Below are 21355 nucleotides of genomic sequence, written 5' to 3'. Positions count from 1 at the left end.
ATAATTAAGAACGAGAAAAGTGTTCCAAAGACTCCTTCGTTCGAAATTGCTTTGGAGGCATACCGACACTGTTTTTAAAAACTCTCGAAAAATAGTATTGATTTTGAAACCCGGTTAATGAGGCAATTTCTTTCACAACCATGTCGGTCTCAATAAGGAGTTTTTTTGCTTCTTTTATTCTTATATCAGTTAAGCATTCCCGAAATGTTTTCTTTGTTTTTTCAACGAATAAATGGCTTAAATAGGTTGAATTCCTTCCCACAAAAGTAGACAAATCACTTAAAGCAAAGTCTTTTTTCCAATAATTCAATTCCATATATTTTATACATTTCTCAATGGTATCTGTATATGAATTTTTGCTTATATCGGCAGCTGCATCTATTATTTTCGAGGTAAAAATAATTAGTTTTTGAATGATACGAAAAATGATAGATTCATATAATATCGTATCAAAAATCGTTAAGTATTCTTCCTCATATAATTTATGATCTAGATTAGTGGATTTCATGTGCCTTCGAATTTGTGCTAATATGCTCGTTAAACGAATACGGAGTAAACTTGGATCCGGAAATGGATCGGTAAATTGCAAAAATTCCCGGGATAAAAAGCTTGAAATCTCCTCTTTATTCCCTTCATTTAAATAGCTTATCCATTGCTTTTGCTCGCTTGGTGTTAAAAATGGGTCGATAAATTTCCATTGCAATTCACTCGTAAACTCTAAAACCTGCCGATAACCTACAAAAAAAGTAACCTCAGTCATTTTTTTCGTATGTAAATATTTTTCGTGTAATGATAAGTATGGATTCTCCTCTAAATTAATAATAATGACAATAGATTCGCTTTCAAATTGATCCCAATCATACATAAAACGCTTACATAGAGAATTCCAATCTAGTTCCGCTTGTGAATTAAATAGACAAATCGTCATATCACTTAATGGAAAGATCATTGGAGTAATTGGAAAGAGATATTCTTTTAAATATTGGTTTAACTTTGGAAGTATACTTACTTTTTCTGGTTGAAAAGCGACAAATACATAGGGCTCGATAAATGAACTTTCGTCTAAGAATAAATGTTCATATACTACATTTTGCTTATCGGTATTAAAGATTCTTTCTAGTTTATCTTTAGTTTGCCGTTCAAGTTCTCGAATAATTAAATTGATATTATTTAATAGTTCCTGTGGTGAAAAGGGTTTAATTAATAGGAATTTAGTACCTATATCAATTGCTTTTTTGGCTGCCTCGAATGTTGCCTCCATCGTTATAGAGATAATGTTTGGTTGATTAATCTTAATCGCCTTCAGTAATTCTTCCCCTATTCCGATATTCGTTTCATATATAAAAATATCAGGCTGTTCGTTTTCAAGAATCATTACCGAATCAATTAGGTTATGTGCTAATTTAACATTGACATTAGAGATGGAAGATTCAATTAGCCACTTCATTCCTTTAGCTTCAAATTCGTCCTTGTCTGCAATCAATAAGTTGTACATTATATCCACCTCTTAATTAAGTATACATACCTCCATTAATGTGTAACACTTGCCCATTCACATAATTTGCTAGTGGTGAGGCTAAATAAAGAATTGCAGATGCTGCTTCTTCGGGAGTACCTGCTCGTTGTTGCGGGATTGAATGTTCAAACATTTTTCTTACTTTTTCGGGTATTCCTAATGAAACACCATTAAAAGATTCCCCTTTTTCCTTCGATTGTGTTAGACGTGTATCGATTAAACCAAAAGCTACAGCATTACAATTTACATTATATGCTCCCCATTCTTTGGCGACTGTTTTAGTCAAACCAATGAGCCCGGCTTTTGCAGCAGCATAATTAGCTTGACCGATATTCCCCATCACACCTGCCACAGAGGATACATTCACTATTTTGCGATATATTTCACTTCCTACCTCTTTTCTCATATACGGTGCAGCTGCACGAATCAATTTAAATGGTGCAATTAAGTGGATATCTAGCATTGCTTGAAATTGTTCATCACTCATTTTATGAACCATGCCATCCCAAGTATATCCGGCATTATTTACTAATATGTCTAGCCCGCCAAAGGTTGTTACTGCTGTCTCAATAATATTTTCAGCAAAATGATCACTTGTCACATCACCCGGAAAAGAAACAGCATGACCGCCCTTTTCTATAATTTCGGTAACGACTGCATTTGCATGCTCTTGATCAAGATCGGAAATGACTACGTTCGCCCCTTGTTCGGCCATTAAATTTGCTACTGCTCTTCCAACACCTCGACCAGAACCTGTGACGATAGCCGTCTGATTATTTAACATCATCCTTCTTCACGCTCCTTCTTAACATGAAATTCTCCTTTTAATTTTGTTTCCCCGTCGCTATTTTTTACAAATAATTTGCCTACATATCTTAATTCTCCATCCACTTCTATTTCCTCGACGATCCTTCCTTCAATCGATAAACTTTCACCTGGTTTCGTCATCGAAGAAAAGCGTACTTTAAATTTACGTAAATTTTTTCTAGGGAACCATTTACCTAAAGCCTCCCCTGCCATACCCATAATTAACATCCCATGTGCAATTACATCACCTAACCCTGCTTTTTCTGCAATTGGGACAACTGTATGAATCGGATTAAAATCGCCTGACGCCCCTGCATACTTAACGAGCTGGGTATGCGTAATCATTGGTTTATGAACAGTATCCAAATGCTGCATGTGATCAGCCCTTTCTTTCGATAATATTTGAACGACTGATGAGAATGACTTCCTCTTCTCGTTTATAAACACTCTCAATTGTTATTAAATCCATTCTCTTTTTTTCTACATGTGAAGTAACTTTTGCAAAACAGGAAATGGTATCACCCGCATATATATCAGAAAAATATTCATATTCTTGTTCACCATGTAGAACCATTAGTGGATTTAAATCAAGTTTACGTATTATTGTTTCAAAATCGAGACCTCCCCACATTTCAATGACCGTTGGAAACGTTGGAGGGATTGGAATATCCCTAAATCCTTCCTTTTTTGCTGCTTCAAAATCATAATAGATGGGATTGTCGTCACCAATTGCTAAAGCAAATTCCTTAATTTTGCTCCGCTCGACAGTGAATGATTCGATTGAAAAGGTTAAACCCGTTCTATCCATTGAATCATCTCCTTTTATGTAAAATAAATCGTTTTCTCCTATGAAATATTCGTAATTATCTTTCTAAAATCCTGCTTTCTTCTTAATCAAAAATGAATTTCCGGTATTTCCTATGTTGAAATTGTCATAATTTGACGAAAACAACCAGGTTATTGGGTAAAATAATAAGTAAAAATTGTTTACATTTTAATCATTATTGAATAAAATAGTATCAAATCTTAATTTTTCCCTAAGGAAACTTTTTTGTTTAAGGTTTACATTTAGGTGGGGAGGAAACAAATGATGCGTGATAAAACATTAGATAAAAAATATATCCCAAAAATAAGTAAAACAAGGGTATCTGCAGATGCTGTCTTAAGGGGCGAGGTAACGGGGATAAAGAAAATTCTCCCTTTTTTAGGTCCAGCATTTATTGCAGCTGTCGCTTATATCGATCCTGGAAATTTCGCGACAAATATTACTGCGGGTTCAAAGTATGGTTACCTCTTACTATGGGTAATCGCTTTTTCTAACCTAATGGCGGTATTAATTCAATCATTATCGGCCAAATTAGGAATTGCGACAGGTAAAAATCTACCTGAAGTGGCAAGAGATCGTTTTCCAAAAGGGGTTTCCATCTTTTTATGGATTCAAAGTGAATTGGTTATTATCGCTACAGATTTAGCTGAATTTATTGGTGCTGCCCTCGGGTTATATTTATTATTTGATATACCGATGATCCCGGCTGCGCTTATTACAGCGGTAGGTTCATTTGCGATTTTAGAATTACAAAGAAGAGGTTTTCGCTCTCTGGAAGCTGGAATTGCAGCAATGGTACTAATCGTTGTTCTCGCATTTGCTTTTCAAACATTTTTAGCAAAACCGGATATGGGAGCGGTACTAGGCGGAATGGTTACTCCTAAGTTTGAAGGAGTAGATAGTATCTTACTCGCTGCCGGTATTTTAGGGGCGACGGTAATGCCACATGCAATCTACCTACACTCTTCACTAACACAAAATAGAATTGTTGGAAAAAATGAAGCAGAAAAGAAAAGAATCTTTAAATTCGAATTTATTGATATCATTATTGCAATGATTATTGCCGGAGCGATCAATATGTGTATGCTCATCGTTTCAGCGGCATTATTTTTTAAAAATGGGTTAGTTGTTGAAGATTTAGATGTAGCATTCCATCAATTTGGCCAGTATGTCAGCCCAATAGCTGCGATTTCATTCGGTCTTGGGTTACTAATTGCCGGCTTATCAAGTTCTTCAGTTGGGACGATGTCTGGTGATGTCGTCATGCAAGGATTTATTAATGTACGTATTAACTTATATTTACGACGAGCGATAACAATGATCCCTGCTCTTGCTATAATAATTTCTGGTGTGAACCCAACAAATGCATTAGTCATGAGTCAAGTCGTTTTATCATTTGGTATTGCCTTTGCATTAGTACCGCTTATTATGTTTACAAGTAATAAGAAGCTTATGGGAGGACTTACAAACCATCGTGTAACAACGATCATTTCATGGATAGTTGCAGCGTTAGTGATTTTATTAAATATCTTTTTACTTATTGAAACAGTATTTTAATAATAAATGAAAAAAGTCGTGTTCAAATACACGACTTTTTTATATACTTAGGTGCTAATTCATTCATTTTTTTCCATTGCATTGAATAATACTGAAAATCATCCCCTCCAGTGGGTCATACATATTTATCAATACCAATTACATCAATGTGTGCGTAAAAGGAAATTGTCACAGTATTTTACCTTTTAATATAGTGGCTCTCGATATACAATAACTATAGAATTTCCAAGGAGTGAAGCTACTTTGAATAATATATGGATTCCAATCCTAAGTATCATGGTCATCATTTATATCGTAATTGGTATATTCCTCGTTCGGTTTATTAAAAAAAATAAGCGTTGACGTTTTTCACCTATTCGTTTGTGTGCCTAAATTGCGATGCAGTTTACGTATAAGGTGAAAAAAAAGTAATGCGATACATTGAACAAACAAATAGACACTTTGGGAATAAATTAATTTCCAACCATGATAATTAAATACGTGTAAAACCTTATTAAGATGTTCGTAAAATGTCGCACCTATCGTGCATATTAGAAGATATAAAAGTACCCAATAACCTTTTATATTATATTTGTCATAGACATAGACAAATATATACGCAAATGGAGCATAGAGAATATATGTAATCAAGTCAAATAACTCATATTTTTCGGTATCCATGACAGTATACAAATCAAGTTTTGAAATCGCTAATAAATAATCGGAGATCCTTGCAACTGTAGTTCCAAATAACATTATTAGTATCGTTATACTTAATGGAAAACGTTTCGGTAAGAATAATATTATGGCGTATGAAATAACAATTGAAATAACAATACACCATTCGTTTTGATCAAATTTTTGTGGAAATGGTAGCATTTATTTTTCTATCCCTTCTAATTTTAATTGTTTTTGAAAGAACAATAATAAAATGTAAACAATGGATAGAATGACTAGCTGTATAATAAAGGACCCCCAATAATGCCAATTTTCATAGGTTATTACTCCCCATATTTTTAACCAGTATTCCAAAACATAAAGTACTCCAGTAAATATAACCGTATAAATCCATTTATTTATTGGGGGTTCACTTCTCAATACCACATTGAAATACAATAGGTATAAAAAAGGGGTAACGATGACCACATAAATTCGGTAAATAATGAACAATGCTATATCATCACTAATTTTCCACAAACTTAAATTTACAGTAAGAAAAGAACTATAAGTTGTTATTAAAAATTCCAAAATCATAAAAGTAAAAAAATTTACCAGTGGATTAATTTTTCTCTTAAGCATAAAAAATGATAGAAGTAGAATGATTGCTGCGTCTATAAAAATGGAGAGTTCCATTTATATCATCCCTTAAATAATTTTTCTTTCTAGTACTAGTTATTTCTCCTCTGGCATACCATCATTTCCATTTTACATGTCCATTTATAAAATATAATAAGTATTAAAAGTAGAAACGGATCAACGATTGCGGAGATCCCTAAATTCCACCATCCATAATGAAAATAACCCCAAGGTTCAGGAAGTAAAGCTACCTTTTCATAAATTAAAATGAATACATACCAACAAATAAAATATATAATTCGCTTAAATAATCGAGATTGATTTGGATACCAATTTAGAAATATCAAATTAACCGGGGGAACGATTAATGCGATTGAAGGAATAGATGTCCATTCAATTTCTTTATCAAAATACCAATAACCTTGATATTTCACATCAACAAACAAATCCACCATCATTTGCAGCGATACTGTGAAACACCAGATATGGATAATCTGATTTAGGGAAAGTTTTTTGTTGGTAGTAAAAGCAATTGTATTAAAAAGGATAATCGCAATAATAAAGCCAATCATAGAAAACGTCCTTTTTAGTTTTAAATTAACCTTACTTTGTTGTTCTAGTAAATCATTATCTGCATAAAGCCAAAAAGTATTGGATGAAATATAATATTTTCATCCAATAACAGGATTAGTAATCCTCTTTTCTTTCCTTTTGCTAATTAATTATTATTCATAAGCAAGATAAGCGTTAAATATCCAAATATGCTTTTCAAATTTTCCTTGTAATTCGTTTAACAAATCAATTGTCGGTTGATCTTGTTGCTCTTCAGCTAACTTTCTTCCTGTTTCATTCAATTCTCTTACCATTTGCCCATAATCACTGATTAATTGAGAAATAAGCTCATTTTCCTTGTCATCCGCCTGTGCCTCAACAAGAGTCGTTTCTTCTAGAAATTTGCTCATTGTTGCTAATGGCTTTCCCCCAATTGCAAGAATTCTTTCTGCAAGTGTATCTATATCTGCTGCCATTTCGGTATATAATTCTTCAAATAATTTATGTAAGTGGAAAAAATGTCTTCCTTGTACAAACCAATGGTAGCGATGAAGTTTAATATACATTACAGAGAAATTAGATAATTCTTGATTTAAGAAATTGATTAATTTTTGATTAGACACGACAACTTCTCCTTTTTCCTATAGTTTCATTTATTTTCTCCTAAATAAAATTTTTTACCCAACATTACTTATTGTTGTTTTTTAAAATAATTAAAAGGCGATTTCTACATCGCCTTTTTATTGTTCTTTAGTATTCTATTTCTTCATAATCTTTTGGTTGTGGTAAAGGATTATTAGGCTGTCTTATGTTTGCCTTTGGTTTCGCCTTATTTTGATTCGGAGTAGAATTCTTTTTACTTTTACTCAAAATTACTCACCTCAATGTATATTCTTGAGTCCAATGATCTTTTTTATACTTACCGAATATTTGTAAATTCGGTGTGTCCTTTACTAAGGCTTTTAATATTCGTATAAACAAGCAAAAACACTAAGTAGCCTAGAACACCACCAATTGTATTTAAAATAATATCATCAACATCAAAACCGCCTACATGATAGGTTAGCTGGATCGATTCAACAATGACTGTGGTGAAAAATGATAAAAATAGAACCTTTAAAAATCCGTTCAATCGTTTAATTAATAAAGGAGCAAGAAAACCTAACGGCATAAAGGCAAGAACATTTCCGAATAGATTGGAAAACCAAATAGTAAAATTAAAATGGTCATAGTAATCAATATACATTTTTATTGTTTTAAATGGGATTATATTATAATTTTCTTGTGTTGCAGGTATCCGATATCGACCTAAGAAAAGAATGTATAACATATAGCAAAAATAAACGAAAAAAATAAGCCAAAAAATGATTTTAAGTATTTTTCTTACCTTTTTAAGATTAATGATTTGGAACATCTTTCTCCCCCAACATTCTCTATTACTAAAATGTATGTATCATTTACAAAATGATGCATTACCTATTATAGACGATTTTTTTCTCTTTTTTACACAAAATCGGTAATTACCATAAATTCTATTAAAAAAAGGCAATGATATGTATATCATCACCGCTGGGATTGTTACCTTGCATTTACCTTATTTAAAAATTGCAAAAGACGAGGATTATTCGATTGTCCAAACACTTCATTAGGAGTGCCCTGTTCAACGACTATCCCTTGATCCATAAATATCACCTGATCGGCAACATCTCGTGCAAATTGCATTTCATGCGTGACAACTACCATAGTCATTCCTTCATTTGCTAAATCTTTCATAACTTTTAGCACTTCTCCAACAAGCTCAGGATCAAGGGCGGATGTTGGTTCATCAAATAATATGACTTCAGGATCCATCGCCATTGCTCGTGCAATCCCAACACGTTGCTGCTGTCCACCTGAAAGTTGATGTGGATACATGTCACCACGATCTTTTAGCCCTACTTTTTCTAACAATCCTAATGCTTTTTGCTTTGCTTCTGCCTTTGAACGTTTCAATACTGTAACTTGTCCTTCCATGATGTTTTCCAGTGCTGTCAAATGCGGAAACAAATTATACCCTTGAAAAACCATACCTGTTTGTTTGCGAATAGCCATTATTTCTTGAAGCTTTATCTTTCTATTTTCTTGAAATTCCAGTTTTCGATTTCCAATCGAAAGTGAACCTTTATCTGGAGTCTCCAATAGATTTAAACAACGAAGAAGAGTTGTTTTTCCTGAACCAGATGGTCCAATGATAACAGCAGTTTGCCCTTTTTCGATTGAAAGTGTAATCCCTTTTAAAACTTCTAAATCATGAAAACGTTTATGCAATTGTTGGATAGAAATCATTCTTCGTCCCCCACTATTTTGCTACCGTTCGATTATATCGCCTTTCAAGCATAGATTGACCAAACGATAACACAGTACTAAATAGTAAATAAATGAAAGCTACTTCTATATATAGCCAAAGCGGCTCATAAGTGGCAGCAACGATTTGCTGACTTTTTTGGAACATTTCAGTAACAGTTATCGTTGCAGCAAGTGACGTATCTTTCACTAAACTGATAAAAGAATTCCCTAAAGGTGGCAAGGATACACGCATTGCTTGTGGTAATATAATTCTTCTCATCGCTTGGGATTTCTTCATCCCTATTGAGTATGCTGCTTCCCATTGGCCTTTTGGAATAGATAAAATGGATGCCCGAAAAATTTCGGAACTATATGCTCCCACATTTAAGGTGAAGCCGATGATTGCTGCAGGAAACGGATCTAACGTAACCCCTAATTTAGGCAATCCATAAAAAAGGATAAACAATTGAACGAGTAAAGGGGTCCCTCTAAAAATCCATAAATAAAATTTAGCGAGTAAGATTAATGGTTTAATTGTAGAAATGCGAATAATCGCTATCAGAAATGCTAGTACCGTTCCTAATATAAATGTAATGATTGAAAGAGGAATAGTAAAATATATGCCTGCTTTTAGTATAGGAAAAAAGGAATCACGCAGGATTCCGAGTATTCGGATGGTAGATTCATCTGTGAACATCTTTAATCGATCCCTTTACTTCGACACATCTGTGCCAAACCATTTTTTTGAAATTTTCAAATAGGTACCATCTTTTTTCATATCTGCAAGTGCTCCGTTTACAGCCTTCACTAGTTCATCTGAATTTTTCCGAAAAAGAAAAGCATTACTCGTCGCATTTTTTTCTTCATAGACGACTTTTATAGGCAAATTGGGTTGGTGTTTTTTCAAATCTAAATAAGAAAGACTATCGTTTATTGTTGCGTCAATTCGTTTTGAAGTGATCAGATCAATTGATTGATTGAATCCATCTACAACCGTATTTGTTGCACCATGGTCTTCTGCAATTTTTCGATAATTACTATCTAATGACTGCCCTACTTTTTTTCCTTTTAAGTCATTTAACGTTTTTATGTCATGATTATCTTTTCCTACAATTAAAACAGCTTTCGAGACGATATATGGATCTGACATATCATATTTTTTCAATCGATCCGTTCGAACAGCTACTTCATTGGCAACTAAGTCATAACGTTTCGCATCTAACCCTGCAATCATACCGTCCCATTTTGTTTCAATATATTTAGGTTTTATCTTTAATCGTTTAAATACCTCATTTGCAATGTCGATATCAAAACCTGTAAGCTTTCCAGATTGGTCATGATAGGTAAATGGTGAATAGGTCCCTTCCGTTCCAATGTTTACGACTCCTTTGTCTTTAATTTTGTCATAAAGGTTTTTTTGCTCGTTTTTATTATCATTGTTTGTCCCACAAGAACTTGTAATTATTGCAAAGGTTAAAATTATGAGTGTAAATAGTAATTTTTTCATCAAGCATCCCTCATTTTTGTATTTATCATTTATTCTCGTAGTTTTGCCCTATGCAAAAAGGGATATGCATCTTGCCTATTATGAAGTATGTTCAATCATTAATTTTACTTCTAAAAATCACACTTATTTTTGTTTGTACATATAATATGACAAGGAGGTGGTTAACTATGGTTCAATTGTTTTTAGCTACAATACTTGCAGGATTTGCGTTACTTGGCTTAAGTCTGCTTGGTGTGGTTACGGGGACATTAGCTACAGTAGTTGAATTCATTGGAGCAGGTGCCGTTATTCTGTTCGCTATCGTCTTAATTGTTAAAGCAATTATGGCTTTACTAGGAAAACTGAATGTATAAACCTTTTCCTTCATAAAATATGGAGGGTGCCCAAGCTTCTTTTTATACGGACTTATCAATATATTTTTCATTACTTGAAAAAGTGGGATGTCCCACTTTTTTTTATCTTATTTAACTTACATACTTTTTTACATATCAAAGGAAAATAAATCAAAAGGAGGGACAAACTTTGGTTAATCAAAATTTCGAAAAATTTCATAAACTACAAGAAAAGCATAAGTCGAGTTATCTCGGAAAGGATACGGACCAAAAACAATTAAATCCAGATCCGGAATATAATAATCAATCAAATACCGATAAAGCAATTGGAGCAACAGGAAGAGAACTAAAATAAGCTAGGGGTTATCCCCTAGCTGTTTCATATCAATGTTAAACATAAATTCAACTTTTTTAACGAATTAAAAATACATACAATACAACTTTATAATGGCCATTCTTCTTGGTGATAGACCATATCCCAGAACATATATTCAAAGCGAGATGTCATTTGAAAATGTTTCTCTAAGGATACCAGTTCATGTTCCCGAGTTCCTTCAGTTAATTGATTCATTAACTTGATTAACCAAAGGGCAACCGATCCAAACTCATCTGATGAATAAGTTTCTATCCAATGTGAATACGGATTTGATTTTATTTGATGGTGATGCTGTTTTTTTAAAAGCTTACCAATCTCCCAATAATCCCATGCACAAGGAAGCAAACAAGAAACTACTTCCGCTAATGACCCATTTAGTGATACGTTTACCATATAATTTGTATAAGCTAGATTTATAGGTGTTGGTTTTACCTGTTCTAATTCCTCTTCAGATATCCCAAATTCTTTAGCATATTTTCTATGCAAGTCCATTTCAAAATGTAGAATTGAGTGTAATGAGTGGGAAAATTTTTGCATTGTTTGTAAATCTTTTGCTTTTTGAGTACCTATTGCAAATAACTTCGAATACTCAATTAAATACACATAATCCTGTTTCATATAATAAGCAAAAAGTTCAATTGGTAAAGAGCCGTCACCAATACCTTGAACAAATGGATGTTGATGATTTTTATTCCAAATGGGTTGAGCATTTCTATATAATCGATCGGTAAATAGCTTCCCTTGCGTCATTGTCATATTCTCCCTCTCTATTTTGCACATTGCAAATTTATTTTTTTACTGAAAAAGTTTTTTCGCTGCTTCCTTTGGGTTTTTTGCCTTCATAATTGCAGAAACTACCGCAATTCCAGAAAAATTTATTTCTTTTAATTGATGAAAATTATCTAATGTTATTCCTCCGATTGCTACAGCTGGTATATTTACAGAATCTTTAATTGCTTTTAAGGTTTCCATAGATAACACAGTTGCATCTTGTTTTGTTTTAGTTGGAAAAGCAGACCCTATTCCAATATAATCAGCTCCAATTTTTTCAGCTAATTGGGCCTGCTCGATTGTTTGCGTAGACACACCAATAATCATTGACTTGGGAACTATTCGCTTTAAGGCAGAAAGCGGTATATCGTCTTGACCAACATGTATACCATCAGCTCCTACCGCTAACGCAATATCTACACGATCATTTATAATTAGAGGCACTTGATAGCTTTTTAACAACGCTTTTAAATGTTTTGCTTTTTTATAAAATGTGAGTCCATCGCTATTCTTTTCACGAAGTTGAACGATGGTCACACCACCTTGCACAGCTTCTTCAACAATTGATAAAAGTTCGCCTATTGGGGTTCGTTCATCGGTAACTAAATAAAGATTGTAATTAACATTCATGAATTTTCACCTCTTTAGCAAAAACTTCCTCATTCATTCGATAGATTTCATCCATCAGCTTTATTTTATATGTTCCAATTCCTCCATCTGTTGCCAAGTGTTTCGTTGCACGTTCCCCTGAAAGTGACATAATTGACATTCCCGTGATGGCGGCACCTAAATAATCAGATGTTACGCCAGAAAAACTGCCTATGAGTGAAGTAGACATACATCCTGTTCCTGTTATTCTTGTTAATCTTTCATCCCCATTTGATAGATAATAGTTCTTACTTCCGTTTGATACAACGTCTACTTTGCCGCTTATGCCAATAACACATTGGAAAGCGTTGGCAGCTTGCTGAGCTATTTCAATCGATGGTACAGATCCTTCACCCGCGTCGACTCCTTTTGTTCCACCTGTACCACCAATTAATGTATGTATTTCACTGCTATTCCCACGGATGATAGCCATCTTTACTTTTTCTAATAGTTCCATAGATCGTTCTGTTCGATAACTTGTTGCGCCAACACCGACAGGATCCAATATAACTGGAATTCCTTTCTTATTAGCAGCAATCCCTGCATGTAGCATAGATTCGAAAACAACATCATGAATCGTTCCTAAATTGATAATTAGTGCATCAGCTAGTTGAATCATATCTTCCACTTCTTTAATCTCTGTAGCCATTACTGGTGAAGCTCCGATTGCAAGTGTGACATTAGCACAATCATTTATAGTTACCACATTTGTCATATGGTGAATAAGTGGTTTTTTTTCTTTTACTAATGAAATTAACCGTGTCATTTTTGAAATTTCCATTGGAATCCCTCCGCTATTTATTGTCTACTAGTCCAGCACGTTCATATAAATGGTAAAAATGATTTGTTGGACCATGTCCACTGCCAAGTTCTAAGCTATGTTGAATTGCTATTGTAATATAATCTTTTGCTTTCTTAACTGCACTCAACAGGGTTTCTTCCTGAGCAACAAAAGCGGTGATAGCTGAAGATAACGTACACCCTGTTCCATGAACATTTTTCGTATGAATTCTCTTCCCTGGCAACCATGTAAAGTGATGTCCGTCAAAAAATAAATCATTTGGATCCCCTTCTAAATGGCCACCTTTTAATAAAATTTTATTGGCACCGAGTTCCTGTAATTTGAGGCAGGCAGTATACATGTCTTCAATCGTACAAATCTTTCTGTCTGTTAAACTTTCAGCCTCAGGTATATTAGGTGTAATTAATGTCACCATTGGAAGCAATTTTTCTTTTAACGCATCTATCGCATTTTGCTGTAATAAATGGTGACCACCTTTTGATATCATGACTGGATCGAGGATGATATGCTCTGTACGGTATATATTCAATTCCTTTGCAACCACATCAATATTTTCTTTTGTTCCGAGCATTCCAATTTTAACTGCATCAACATGAATGTCGTCGAAAATAGCAGATATTTGATCACTGATTATTTGTGAATCAATCATTTGTACAGATTTTACTTCCATTGTGTTTTGGGCGGTAACTGCAGTAATAACCGACATTCCAAACACACCTAAGGAAGAAAATGTTTTAATATCTGCTTGGATCCCAGCTCCACCTCCTGAATCAGATCCTGCGATTGTAAGTGCTGTTTTCATGAATGATTCCTCCAAACGTTTGATTTCGTAATAATACTTTCATTAAAAATATGGCAATTAGTGCTCCTGCAAAGGAACTAACTATAAATGAAGGGATAAATCCAAATAAAGCTACATTCTTTCCTAATAGTAGCCTTGCTACTGGATATGCTGCGAGTGCCCCAAGAATGCCAGTTCCAATAACTTCACCCGTAAACGCCCAACTAAGCTTTCTTGTTTTCATAAACAAATAGCCTGATAGAAATGCACCAATCATACTTCCGGGAAAAGCAAATAGGGAGCCGGTTCCTGTGAAATTTCGGATGATTGACACGATAAATGCTTGTGCAATTGAATAAAACGGACCCAATAGGATAGCGGTTAATACATTAGCCATATGTTGGATAGGGAAAATTTTTGCAAATCCCACTGGGATAAAAACGATATTACTTATTAAAGTAGTTATCGCAATAATAACTGCAGTTATCGTCATTTTTTTTAACTTATTCATCTTTACACACCTCCATCATTTGATTTTTGTGAGGAAGCTTTTCTTTCTCCAACAAAAAAACCGCCTTCCTCAATAGAAAGCGGCAATAACAACTGTAACTAGAAAATACAGAATAGCTATTTAGACCGCTTCCCTACGCCGGTATAATCCGGATCAGGTACAAAGGGTTTCAATCAATGATATCTCTCAGCCTATGGCTCCCCTAGCAGAAAAAATTATGAAATTGTACACAAAAAAGCCCATCGTAAGCAGTTAGATGGGCAGAATTGATTATATCTCTTACTCCCACTTCCTTACGCCAGCATAAACTGGATCAAGTTCAAAGGGTCCAGAACATCTCTGTCTCAGTCTTATTTAGACTCCCCTAGCGATAAAATTATTCATTTATGTATATGTTAGCATAAATTAGATAAAAAGAAAGGATAATTTTCCTTTTTAAAATTTGGTTCTTATTATATAATTCCATACATTATTCTCTGTATAAAAAAACCAGTTCCCGATTGGAAACTGATTTGGAAGTTGTCATTTATAAGGCCGCCTTTGCCGTATGAGTATTAAGAAAGTTTTAAACCACCACTCCTCAAAGTGGGTGTTTGCAGAAACGTTCTTGCTTGTCTTCCATGCCATGTAGGCGAAAGCTTGTCATTCCAGTTTCAATATAAAACTCCCTGTTACAGCTTAAAGGTTAAAACTTTATTATCAATACGTACAATGCAGCTTGTATTGTTATATTACTTTATTTTTATCATTTTTTCAAGTGAAATGATTTACTGGAATAATAAACTACCTCATTTTTATGAATTCCTTTGCAATATTATTTTGCAATTATTAAGGATGGTCGTCTAAATCCACTGACTTGTTTGATATCTGCGGTTATAATGTTTTTTTAATCCAACGGCTAAAAGTTGAAATGATACAATCGCAAACAGTAAGCATACTAATGGAATGAAAAGAACGAACTGATTTCCCCACAAATGATCCCTTGCCTGTCCTACTAAACCAGCCCATTCTTTCGTAATCGAATGATATAAAGTTGGTGAGGTTTCTAGCTTCGTTCCTCCTATAAAAATATTAAATAATGCTAATTGTCCCATCACAGTGATTGCGGTAACAATTTCGAGAACAAATAATATAACAATATCTTCTATTAAATGTGGAATGATGTGGCGCTTAATTATTTTCCATTTTGAAGACCCTGTCGTAATGGCGGCTTCAATAAAAGGCAAGCGATACACTTGTATCGTTTTTTCCCGAATCGATGCGGCTACACTCGGAAATCCGATTATGGTCGATACGATGATAAATAATACGATTAATGATATAGGCTTAATAGTTGGATTAAAAGAAATCGGCCACAAAACGAAATAAATGATTAAAAACGATGGAATATACGATAAAGAATGTTCAAATGACTCCCAAATGTGGAGCCTCTTTTTCATTATCCCTGTAAATAATCCAATTCCTAAACCAAGAGCAATTTTTAATAAGGCAATCGAAATTGAAATAAAGACAGTATATTTTGCACCATAAATTAGTAATGTAAGTAAATCGTATCCCCATTTGTCTGTTCCTAACGGATATTCTTTGTATGTAAAGGGGGCTAGCGGTGGAAATGCCATATTTTTTTCCCCATATTGATAAATCGTAATACTGTCTGTTAATTTATGTGGGGCAAACAATGGACCGACTATTGATATTGCGAATAAAAAAAATACCATAATTACGCTGATGATTAAATATGGATTCCATGTTCTTTTTTCATGCATTGATAAACACCCGCTCAATAAAATAGAAAAGTAATTTGATAAACAAATAGCAAAGAGTTGCAATGGTCAATAAGATTAATAATGATAAAAAGACTTTCTGAAATTGATAATCATCAAAAATAAAAATGGTTAATCCTTTTATATTAAACAAATATTCGATAATAAATAAATTTCCTATTGTAAATGATATGGCTTTTTTTAAATCAGCAAAAATATAAGGAATTAAGTTTTTCAATATATGCCGGCTATTAATATAGTGTCTATTCAGTCCTTTGCCTACGGCTGTTCTTATGTAGTCCAATCCGGTTATTTCTATATATCTAGCAGAAATCATTTTAAATAAATAAAATGTTGGCATTAATGAAAGGATGGCAATCGGAAACCATAGATTGACTGAATCGGAAAATGGGGACAACGTAATTACACGTATATCTGTCCACTTGTAAAATTCAACAGCAAGTGCAATCGATAAAATAATAATGATAAAATCTGGAACTAGGGAAAATATATTTATAATCCAACGAAACAGTTTTGTGATTTTTAAGGAACTTAAGAATACACCAAAGCTAAGAGAAAATAATAAAGCAACTAAGATGCTTGAAAATAAAAGAATTCCCGAGTTTATCGAAAATGATTGAATATCGTTTAGTACAGAGTGTGAGATACCATTTATACTGTATGTGCCAAAAGTTCCATCTTGAAAGGACGTAAAAAACACTGGAATATTCATAATCATAACTTCGGGATGAAATTGTAGGTATGCCTCTCCATGATTGTTACTAACTATAAACATGGATGGAAGACTAGTCACTAAAAAGATGATTACTACTATTAAAAAGATTTGCAAAAACTTTTTTATCAAACACCATCACCTCCATCATTGTTACATTAGTTCATTTGGATTATATTTTACCAAAATACGTAGAATTTTTGTTCTATTTAAAAAATATATAATTAAACTTAATGTTATATGCAGATGAATCATATGAAGGCTTTTTCCTAATAAAAAACCCTACTTTTGTCATGATGTACAGATTGATTAAATTTATATAAAATAGACATTGGGGCGATTTTGTGAGGTATCTAATCAATCAATTCCAATTAAAGGTTATTGTTTGAATATTATATTTTTATTGGATATAATAAGAAAAGATAAAAAAAGAACATTGGTTGGGAGCCAATGTTCTTACACAGCATACCTGCATGGAAGTGCAGTGGCCCTATAAGGAAAGCTTGGAACCTACCCTAAAACCATGGCCTGGCAGGGTGGGTTATTTCTTTTTTGTAAGAGAAATAACAACGGTAATCACGGTAACGATTAATGACCCAAACATCATCATTAGTGACAACGCTTCGTAAAATGTGACCATCAGTGATCTCCCCCCTTTAATTTAGGAGTAACCACCACCACCCTGCTATACTGTGCTAATAACATTATAGCACAAGCTTTTAAATTTTTTAGAAAATTTTTACAAAATTAATTCCATAGACCTACAATTTATGTTAAAATAAGATGTTTGGTCTATTAAAATGTGTTTACATAATAAATTTTGTTAAATAAATACTATACCTTATTCAAAAAAACGACTAAAACAAATAATGTTATAGCCGTTTTATGAGTAACAATTAGATTATATTAATTTTACACTAAGTTGATCGCGAATATGCTTGATAGCTTCTTCAACATTTTTTGCTTTAATATAAATCTTACTTTTTTCTGGATATTGTTCCGCTGTATGTTCGTATAAAGGATCATAATAATATTCTAAGAGCAATTTAACGGCTGAAGAATAATCACCTAATTTTAAATCTGTCTCAATCTTGCTTGCAATTGGTGTATGGATTCGTCTTTTTATTCTTGAAAAAGCTTCAAAGCATTCCTTTTCATAATTCCATGGCTGATAATCCTCTAAAATATGACGTACCCGCTCTTCAATTGGTATTTCAATAAATAACTGTACTCCCTGCTCTTTTTTTTCGATTAAAAAATCTGGTAAGGAGACTTTTCCAATTCTTTTGCTTTCCCCTTCAAATAGGATATATGGCGAATGATTAAGTGAAAGAATCTCTTCAAGAAGCTGTGCATCAAATGTTTTTTGATTATTTGGTTCCAATCCGATTTGACCAAATATTGAACCTCTATGTTTTGCCAACCCTTCTAGATCCAGAACTGGATACCCCTCCTGATCAAGGCGATGAAGAATCGTTGTTTTCCCTGAACCGGTATAACCATTTAGGATATAAGCTTTCGGTCGTAATTCGAACGTCTCAAGTGTATCTACTACCCAATTTCTATATGAACGATAGCCGCCAATTAAACGAATAACATTGATGCCCATTAGTCCAAGAACAGTTGCTGTTGTTTTACTCCGCATCCCTCCACGCCAGCAAAATACCGCTTTTTTACCATTTAGTTTTGCAAATTCCTTTACAAAACCCGGCAACTTTGCCGACATAATTTCAAGCCCGCGTTCCTTTGCAGCTTGCGGACTTATTTGTTTATAAATAGTACCAATTTCAGCTCTTTCATCATCATTAAAAAAAGGAATATTTATGCTTCCCGGAATCGTTGCATCTTTATATTCAGACTGCGAGCGAACATCAATCACAGTTAGCTCATTGTTATTTTTTAATGCTCTTAATTCTTCAATTGATATGTCATGGAACATAATGTTCCCACCTTTCCCAATCACACTAGTCTATAATACGACGATATGCCCTGGATTTTCCTCGTTCACCTCACCAATAATTGCTGCTTCTACCCCAGCATTTATTAAATCCGTGAGAAGTTCTTCTGCTTCTTCACCAGCCACAGATATTAATAGTCCGCCAGATGTTACCGCATCACATAAGATCCATTGATCGATTTGATCCATAGTTTCAGGGTAAGTGACATCTCCTTCAAGGTGAGCAAAGTTATTTTTTGTTCCACCTGGAACTGCTCCCGCTTCAGCTAGTTCTCTAACTCTAGGAAGCATTGGTACTTGATCTTTATGGATATGAAGTCCAACACCACTGCCTTTTGCCATTTCTGACGCATGTCCTAATAATCCAAATCCAGTAACATCGGTACAGGAATGTACATTATAATTCCCCATCGTTTCAGCGGCAGTTTTATTTAATGTTGTCATTACATTTGTTACACGGTTGATTTCTTCCTCAGATAATAAATCACGTTTAATTGAAGTAGTTAATATCCCAACACCAATTGGTTTTGTTAAGATTAATTTATCTCCCGATTTTGCTCCTGCATTAGTACGTACTTTATCAGGATTGACGATTCCCGTTACGGCTAAACCAAATTTTGGTTCTTTATCATCAATTGAGTGTCCCCCAACAAGTGTTGCCCCTGCTTCTTTTAATTTATCTCCTGCCCCGCGCAGAATATCAGCTAATATTTCCTTTTCTAATGTGTGTATTGGAAAGGCCACAATATTTAATGCAGTTAATGGTGTTCCTCCCATGGCATATATATCACTGATCGCATTTGCTGCTGCTACTTGTCCAAATGAATAAGGATCATCCACAATCGGTGTGAAAAAATCAACTGTTTGGACAATAGCTAAATCGTCTGTTAAACGATAAACACCCGCATCATCACTAGTATCTAATCCGACTAATAAATTTGGGTCTGGTGTAGCAGGTGGCAACGTTCGAATAACGGCAGCTAAATCAGCTGGTCCGATTTTACAACCACAACCGCCTTTCGAAGATAATGAAGTAAGTTTTACTGTACTTGTCATATGATAACAACCTTTCGATTATTTTTTGCTTTAATTATAGAACAGGAAAATAAAAAATGCATATTTTAGGATTTAATTTGGGGATTCATTAAAAATCTTTCAACGAAAAAATATAAATTATGATATAATATAATGTCTTTATTATTATTTTACCATTATTTGGAGGTTGTTTTTTATGCCACAGCTTGATCATTCTTTACAACCACATCAAGCATATAAGAAAAAAACGTTTTGGCTCGCTTTTGCTTTTATCATTATCGCCGCTGCCGGATTGTTTTATGTGAAGTGGTGGCCATATTATCATAAGGTAATTGTAGCGGCTAATACACATTCAATCGGTTCATCGATTTTAGGTGATCAATCAAAAGGGGCCTCAACATGGCAAACAGCTTGGGACTATGCAAAGGCTTATTTTCAATCCGTTTGGAAAGCGGCCGTATTAGGGATTTTATTAGGTTCCTTACTCCAAGTCTTACTACCGGCAAAATGGCTTTTGAAAGTGCTTGGTAAAACTTCGTTCGGAAGTACTGCCGTTGCGGGGCTTGCTTCGATTCCCGGGATGATGTGTACATGTTGTGCAGCACCTATGGCTGTTGGACTCCGTAAAAAAAATGTATCGGTTGGAGCAGCACTAGCGTTCTGGATCGGTAATCCAATGATTAATCCGGCCACACTCGTCTTTATGACGTTTGTATTGTCTTGGAAATTCACTTTATTACGTTTGATTATTGGTCTCGTATTAACTTTCGGTGTGAGTTATGTAGCGAATCGATTTGTAAAAGATGTACAACCGATTGACATGGATCAAGTTATTCGTTCTGATGAACCTAGAGGTCATTTTTTCTCTAGATGGATGAAAAGCATTTGGATGATGATCATATATATTGTTCCTGCCTATGTTCTCTCAGTACTCGTTTTAGGTGCTGGTCGCGTTTGGCTGTTTCCACATTTAAGTGATTCGATGGCGAATAGCCTTATAGGAATCATTATATTTGCGATTGCGGGAATGCTTTTCGTAATTCCTACTGCTGCAGAAATTCCAATTATCCAGACTTTTATTACTATGGGACTTGGCGGAGGACCTGCCGCAGCACTATTAGTTACATTACCTGCGATTAGCCTACCGTCTTTATTAATGGTTGCAAAATCATTTCCGAAAAAAGTGTTGTTTTTTGTGATATTATCCGTTGTTGTATTAGGAATAATTAGCGGCGTCGTAGGAAAGTTCGTTTTATAATATTTTTCAATTATATTTCGATT

26 protein-coding genes, 1 other RNA gene and 2 riboswitches are annotated in these 21355 nt (G+C 34.1%); of the genes, 4 read left to right on the top strand and 23 right to left on the bottom strand.

Features of this window, described 5'->3' with window-relative positions; all coding sequences use genetic code 11:
* Positions 1-4: 4 nt before the first annotated feature.
* Genes MKY81_RS15240 through MKY81_RS15225 form a run of 4 tightly spaced genes read right to left on the bottom strand, consistent with a single transcriptional unit; the run spans position 5 to position 3131 of the window.
* Complete coding sequence (locus tag MKY81_RS15240) at positions 5-1495, bottom strand: helix-turn-helix domain-containing protein (RefSeq protein WP_108071607.1); 1491 nt, start codon at positions 1493-1495, stop codon at positions 5-7.
* 16 nt (positions 1496-1511) lie between these two features.
* Positions 1512-2303, bottom strand: coding sequence for an SDR family NAD(P)-dependent oxidoreductase (locus tag MKY81_RS15235; RefSeq protein WP_108071609.1), 792 nt, complete (start codon positions 2301-2303; stop codon positions 1512-1514).
* Positions 2300-2698 (bottom strand): MaoC/PaaZ C-terminal domain-containing protein, encoded by a 399-nt coding sequence (locus MKY81_RS15230; RefSeq protein ID WP_108071611.1) that lies wholly within the window; start codon positions 2696-2698, stop codon positions 2300-2302. Before MKY81_RS15230 ends, MKY81_RS15235 begins: the two co-directional genes overlap by 4 nt.
* Positions 2699-2702: 4 nt before the next feature.
* Complete coding sequence (locus MKY81_RS15225) at positions 2703-3131, bottom strand: FAS1-like dehydratase domain-containing protein (RefSeq protein ID WP_108071613.1); 429 nt, start codon at positions 3129-3131, stop codon at positions 2703-2705.
* A 282-nt stretch (positions 3132-3413) separates the two neighbouring features.
* On the opposite strand from MKY81_RS15225, the gene MKY81_RS15220 reads away from it, so the two are divergent.
* Complete coding sequence (locus MKY81_RS15220; RefSeq protein WP_107920651.1) at positions 3414-4706, top strand: Nramp family divalent metal transporter; 1293 nt, start codon at positions 3414-3416, stop codon at positions 4704-4706.
* 348 nt (positions 4707-5054) lie between these two features.
* Here MKY81_RS15220 and MKY81_RS15215 read toward each other — a convergent pair whose 3' ends face one another.
* The 8 genes from MKY81_RS15215 to MKY81_RS15180 all read right to left on the bottom strand — a co-directional run bounded on the left by MKY81_RS15215 (position 5055) and on the right by MKY81_RS15180 (position 10365).
* Positions 5055-5564 carry a hypothetical protein gene (locus MKY81_RS15215; RefSeq protein ID WP_108071615.1) on the bottom strand — a complete coding sequence of 170 codons (510 nt, stop codon included), beginning with the start codon at positions 5562-5564 and terminating at the stop codon, positions 5055-5057.
* Positions 5565-5939 (bottom strand): hypothetical protein, encoded by a 375-nt coding sequence (locus tag MKY81_RS15210; RefSeq protein WP_341118238.1) that lies wholly within the window; start codon positions 5937-5939, stop codon positions 5565-5567. It lies immediately after the preceding gene.
* 134 nt (positions 5940-6073) lie between these two features.
* Positions 6074-6553: a hypothetical protein gene (locus tag MKY81_RS15205; RefSeq protein ID WP_108071619.1), complete on the bottom strand. Its 480-nt coding sequence runs from the start codon at positions 6551-6553 to the stop codon at positions 6074-6076.
* A gap of 153 nt (positions 6554-6706) precedes the next feature.
* Positions 6707-7156 carry a Dps family protein gene (locus MKY81_RS15200; RefSeq protein ID WP_341118236.1) on the bottom strand — a complete coding sequence of 150 codons (450 nt, stop codon included), beginning with the start codon at positions 7154-7156 and terminating at the stop codon, positions 6707-6709.
* Between the two features lie 296 nt (positions 7157-7452).
* On the bottom strand, positions 7453-7947 hold the full coding sequence (locus MKY81_RS15195; protein WP_066229464.1) for a VanZ family protein: 495 nt from the start codon (positions 7945-7947) through the stop codon (positions 7453-7455).
* Positions 7948-8111: 164 nt separating this feature from the next.
* Positions 8112-8858 (bottom strand): amino acid ABC transporter ATP-binding protein, encoded by a 747-nt coding sequence (locus MKY81_RS15190; RefSeq protein WP_341118231.1) that lies wholly within the window; start codon positions 8856-8858, stop codon positions 8112-8114.
* A 13-nt stretch (positions 8859-8871) separates the two neighbouring features.
* Positions 8872-9555 carry an amino acid ABC transporter permease gene (locus MKY81_RS15185; protein WP_066229474.1) on the bottom strand — a complete coding sequence of 228 codons (684 nt, stop codon included), beginning with the start codon at positions 9553-9555 and terminating at the stop codon, positions 8872-8874.
* A 15-nt stretch (positions 9556-9570) separates the two neighbouring features.
* Positions 9571-10365, bottom strand: a complete 795-nt coding sequence (locus MKY81_RS15180) for an amino acid ABC transporter substrate-binding protein (protein ID WP_108071623.1) — start codon at positions 10363-10365, stop codon at positions 9571-9573.
* 167 nt (positions 10366-10532) lie between these two features.
* On the opposite strand from MKY81_RS15180, the gene MKY81_RS15175 reads away from it, so the two are divergent.
* Both MKY81_RS15175 and MKY81_RS15170 read left to right on the top strand, forming a co-directional pair.
* Entirely contained in the window at positions 10533-10718 is a 186-nt protein-coding gene (locus MKY81_RS15175; RefSeq protein WP_066229479.1) for a hypothetical protein, read from the top strand.
* A gap of 169 nt (positions 10719-10887) precedes the next feature.
* Positions 10888-11052, top strand: coding sequence for a hypothetical protein (locus MKY81_RS15170; protein ID WP_181294639.1), 165 nt, complete (start codon positions 10888-10890; stop codon positions 11050-11052).
* Positions 11053-11139: 87 nt separating this feature from the next.
* On the opposite strand, the gene tenA is transcribed toward MKY81_RS15170, so the two are convergent.
* From tenA to selD, 11 genes are all read right to left on the bottom strand, one after another.
* A complete protein-coding gene (gene tenA / locus MKY81_RS15165) occupies positions 11140-11829 on the bottom strand; it encodes a thiaminase II (protein ID WP_066229482.1) in 690 nt (229 codons plus the stop codon).
* 39 nt (positions 11830-11868) lie between these two features.
* A complete protein-coding gene (thiE, locus tag MKY81_RS15160; RefSeq protein WP_066229485.1) occupies positions 11869-12474 on the bottom strand; it encodes a thiamine phosphate synthase in 606 nt (201 codons plus the stop codon).
* Positions 12464-13273: a hydroxyethylthiazole kinase gene (gene thiM / locus MKY81_RS15155; protein ID WP_327991866.1), complete on the bottom strand. Its 810-nt coding sequence runs from the start codon at positions 13271-13273 to the stop codon at positions 12464-12466. Before thiM ends, thiE begins: the two co-directional genes overlap by 11 nt.
* Positions 13274-13286: 13 nt before the next feature.
* On the bottom strand, positions 13287-14096 hold the full coding sequence (thiD, locus tag MKY81_RS15150) for a bifunctional hydroxymethylpyrimidine kinase/phosphomethylpyrimidine kinase (protein ID WP_066229491.1): 810 nt from the start codon (positions 14094-14096) through the stop codon (positions 13287-13289).
* Positions 14065-14586, bottom strand: a complete 522-nt coding sequence (thiW, locus tag MKY81_RS15145; RefSeq protein WP_066229494.1) for an energy coupling factor transporter S component ThiW — start codon at positions 14584-14586, stop codon at positions 14065-14067. The genes thiD and thiW overlap by 32 nt, the downstream gene beginning before the upstream one ends.
* Positions 14587-14699: 113 nt before the next feature.
* Positions 14700-14800, bottom strand: a riboswitch (TPP riboswitch).
* 59 nt (positions 14801-14859) lie between these two features.
* Positions 14860-14962, bottom strand: a riboswitch (TPP riboswitch).
* 151 nt (positions 14963-15113) lie between these two features.
* Positions 15114-15309: non-coding RNA, 6S RNA (ssrS, locus tag MKY81_RS15140), on the bottom strand.
* Between the two features lie 119 nt (positions 15310-15428).
* A complete protein-coding gene (locus MKY81_RS15135; RefSeq protein WP_066229498.1) occupies positions 15429-16352 on the bottom strand; it encodes an ABC transporter permease in 924 nt (307 codons plus the stop codon).
* A complete protein-coding gene (locus tag MKY81_RS15130; RefSeq protein WP_341118215.1) occupies positions 16345-17214 on the bottom strand; it encodes an ABC transporter permease subunit in 870 nt (289 codons plus the stop codon). Before MKY81_RS15130 ends, MKY81_RS15135 begins: the two co-directional genes overlap by 8 nt.
* 409 nt (positions 17215-17623) lie before the next feature.
* The gene (locus MKY81_RS15125) at positions 17624-17722 is read right to left on the bottom strand and encodes a putative holin-like toxin (protein WP_219909935.1); all 99 of its coding nucleotides are present in this window, start codon (positions 17720-17722) and stop codon (positions 17624-17626) included.
* Positions 17723-17983: 261 nt separating this feature from the next.
* Positions 17984-19021 (bottom strand): tRNA 2-selenouridine(34) synthase MnmH, encoded by a 1038-nt coding sequence (gene mnmH / locus MKY81_RS15120; RefSeq protein WP_341118211.1) that lies wholly within the window; start codon positions 19019-19021, stop codon positions 17984-17986.
* 30 nt (positions 19022-19051) lie between these two features.
* Positions 19052-20095, bottom strand: a complete 1044-nt coding sequence (gene selD, locus MKY81_RS15115; RefSeq protein WP_341118209.1) for a selenide, water dikinase SelD — start codon at positions 20093-20095, stop codon at positions 19052-19054.
* Between the two features lie 175 nt (positions 20096-20270).
* On the opposite strand from selD, the gene MKY81_RS15110 reads away from it, so the two are divergent.
* The gene (locus tag MKY81_RS15110; protein ID WP_341118207.1) at positions 20271-21332 is read left to right on the top strand and encodes a permease; all 1062 of its coding nucleotides are present in this window, start codon (positions 20271-20273) and stop codon (positions 21330-21332) included.
* Positions 21333-21355: the final 23 nt, after the last annotated feature.

This window comes from Heyndrickxia sp. FSL W8-0423 (assembly GCF_038009395.1).
Lineage (GTDB): Bacteria > Bacillota > Bacilli > Bacillales > Bacillaceae_C > Heyndrickxia > Heyndrickxia sporothermodurans.
The sequence above is the reverse complement of the archived record's forward strand: the minus strand, read 5'-3'. Positions and strand labels throughout refer to the sequence as shown.